General features: G+C 61.5%; 2 protein-coding genes and 1 pseudogene. 1 reads left to right on the top strand and 2 read right to left on the bottom strand.

Annotation, left to right across the window (positions count from 1 at the left end):
* Positions 1-360 (bottom strand): copper chaperone PCu(A)C (locus ACT3TD_RS14685; RefSeq protein WP_444638069.1); only part of this gene is annotated, 360 nt, incomplete at its 3' end.
* 441 nt (positions 361-801) lie between these two features.
* Here ACT3TD_RS14685 and ACT3TD_RS14680 point away from each other — a divergent pair.
* The gene (locus ACT3TD_RS14680) at positions 802-2,271 is read left to right on the top strand and encodes a PepSY-associated TM helix domain-containing protein (protein WP_444615233.1); all 1,470 of its coding nucleotides are present in this window, start codon (positions 802-804) and stop codon (positions 2,269-2,271) included.
* A gap of 554 nt (positions 2,272-2,825) precedes the next feature.
* Here ACT3TD_RS14680 and ACT3TD_RS14675 read toward each other — a convergent pair.
* Positions 2,826-3,131: pseudogene (locus tag ACT3TD_RS14675) on the bottom strand (ABC transporter family substrate-binding protein); the annotation flags it as partial.

The following is a 3,131-nucleotide window of genomic DNA, read 5'->3' as shown; positions in this document are numbered from 1 at the left end:
GTCAGCAGTTTCGCGCATCACGCCGTCGACCACCTCGTGGTACTGGTAAACGCCGTCGAGGTCACCGGTGACGCGGGTGAGGTGGATGTCCTCGTCGGTGGAGTTGGTGAGTTCGCCGAACACGGCGGTCATGGAGGTCTCGGCGTCTTTGGCGCCGACGTAGCCTTCACCGAGGCTCAATGCCCCCGTCGAGTTTTCCGTGTCGTCTTGGCTCGTGCTGCCTTCCTGGTCAGCGGAGGTGCTGGTGGTGGTATCAGCGCCGGTGTCGTCACTGTCGTTGTCGCTACTGCATGCAACAAGTCCGACTGCGAGTGCCGCAGCGACAGCCGTCGCACTGGTCCGGCGAAACAGGGTGTTCATATGGGTTATCCCTTAGAGGTAGGCGTGGTGATCGGTGCGGATGAAGAGACTGTGAGCAGGGGCACAGACGACATGAGCAGGCAAAGGTGGCACGCACCTTGGCGGAACCAGGTACATGGCTGACACCATGCCAGCATTCGCTGCCTGTCGTGTCCCGCTCTAGTAGTCGTGCAACCGGTGAGCAAAGTTCCCAGCTACCGGTGTGTACACCCCTGAAAAGGTGGACACGTCGCCGACGGGGGTAGAGCGTTGCCTCTTAGTCGGCGACCCGGTCTATGGGCCGGGAATGCAGGCGCATAGCCGGTTGCTATCTGGCTGATTATGTGTTTGGGCGTCGCGGGTGCTAAAAGGGCTCACGGTGCAGCTCAGACGGGGGTAACCGGTGGAAATGGGCAGCTGGTGGCCTGGAACTGTTCGGCAGTGTCGTCCGACTACTGAGGTATGACGACCTCCACGGATGCTCCACCACCGCCCACGATTGACCAATCCTCCCGGGTTGACTCGCCGGATCGCCAGCAAACTCGTCGGCTGATCCACCGGCTGCACTTTTTCGCTGGCATCGTGTGTGCCCCACTGATCCTGATCGCGGCGATCACTGGACTGCTCTACGCGTTCTCTCCGACAGTGGAGCAGGTCACCAACAACGATATTCTGACTGTCTCTGACTCCGAGGCCCGCGCGGCCGGCAATGAGGTGCCGGTCAGCCAGTTGGTGGACACCGCCCAAGCTGAGCACCCCGATCTCTCATTGGCCGGGGTACGCCTGGGTAATGCCGATGAAACGACCCGGGTATTGTTTAGCGATCCGGATCTGCCGGAGTCGACACTGCAAGCAGTGTTCCTGGACCCTTACACCGGTGAGGTCAAGGGCGATACGACCCAGTACGGTAGCTCTGCATCGTTGCCGTTGCGCCAGTGGATCTCCCAGGGCCACCGTATGGCGTGGTTGGATGAGCCGGGACGGTTGTACTCGGAGATGGCGGCCAGTTGGCTGGGGGTGTTGGCCGTCGGCGGGCTGGTGTTGCTGTGGTCTCGTCAACGAGGGTCATCGAAGATCCGGGGGATGCTGCGCACCGGTGGTACTGGGCGGGTGAAAACGATGCGTCGCCACGGGGCGACCGGCACGATTATCGCTGTCGGGTTGATCTTCCTCACTGTGACTGGTCTGACCTGGTCCTCTGTGGCAGGAGACAATATCGGTAAAGTTCGGGAGAACCTCAACTGGGGTACCCCCGCGGTGTCTGCGGAGCTGCCCGGGGCCAGTGTGCAAGACACCTCTGCCAGTGACGGGGCAGGGGCACATACCGGGCATGAAGGGCATGGTGATCACGCTATGCCGGCCGGTGGGGTGCGGGTCAGTGGTCTGAATTCCGGTGCGATTGACCGGGTGGCAGCGACCGCTCAGGATGAGTTGCGAACCCCGGTGACGATCACTCCGCCGAGTGCCGAGGGGCAGGTGTGGACTGCCTCGGAGAACCGGGTAGCTTACCGGCTGTCGAATGATTCTGTGGCGATTGACTGGGCCACCGGTGATGTCACCGAACGGTCGAACTTTGCTGATTGGCCGCTGGCGGCCAAGGCCACGGCGTGGCTGATTCAGCTGCACATGGGAACACTGTTCGGTCTTCCCAATCAGATCGTTCTTGGTTTGTTGGCCGCAGGGATCATCGCGATGATCTGTTGGGGTTATGCAATGTGGTGGAAGCGGCGCCCCGCCGGCATGCTTGCCGGGCCGCCGCGTCGGGCGCAGTGGTCGCGTCCGACAACGGGCACGATCATCCTGGTGGCGTTGTTGGTGGCCTACGGGTTCGTGGCCCCGGTGTTTGGGGTGAGTTGTCTCGTGTTTGTTGCCGGCAGTGCACTGTGGTCTCTGGTTCAGCGCCGACGCGCCGATCAACCTGTTGAACTGTAGAAACCGCACTGATGACATCGTGAAGCACTATGGAAGTGCTTGCCACAGGGCGATGAATAGTAGTTAGGTGAACGTTGCAGAAGAGCTCATCGCACTTGACTCTGTCCCCCCCACAGTGCGGTGATGTCCTGCCTGGTATCGAGTAGGCATAAAGCGGGGTGCGTTCACCGATGTCGGCACACTCCCTAATGCGTCGACCAGCGGGCTATATGGTTACCGGTTGGCGAAGCGTTCAAGGTCTTCAAGGGCCCCGGCGACGATGATCTGATCCGTACGGGACAGCACATGCTCGGACTGCAACGGTACCCACACCCCATTGTCACCACGCACCGAGATCGCACGCACTCGGTATCGGTCCCACAGACGGTCAAGATCCACGGGCCTTGCTACGAGAGCGTTCGGTGGGGCTAGTTTGATCATCCCGTAGTCCTCATCGAACTGGGCGAAATCCTTGAACCGCCCACCCAGCAGGTCGGCGGTTCGAGCCCGTCAGTGCGCACCACTAATGACCAGGCCCGACGATGACGTCGGTGCCTGGTCTTCCGCTTGCGTCCCTACTTCTCCCAGCCGATGTCCTGGACGGCCACCTGGGCGAAGCCCGGTGCGCCGTAGTTCGCCAGGCCGGGTTTCACCGCCACGATGTGTGGACCGTTGAACGTCGGCATGATGCCGAAGGTGCCGAGCGCCTTCTTCTCGAGTTCATTGGACCTGGCGATCTGTTCGTCGGCGCTTCCCAGCTTCTCCAGCTCGCGGATCTCCTTGTCGAGCTCCTCGGTTCCGGTTCCGGAGTAGTTGAGCTCGGAGGTGGAACCGTAGAGCTGGTCGAAGCTGGCCACGCCGTCCGGACCTCCGGAACGGAA

Origin of the sequence: Corynebacterium sp. AOP36-E1-14 (assembly GCF_052377495.1) — a bacterium.
Taxonomy (GTDB): Bacteria; Actinomycetota; Actinomycetes; order Mycobacteriales; family Mycobacteriaceae; genus Corynebacterium.
This window is presented reverse-complemented; position numbering and strand designations above follow the sequence as displayed.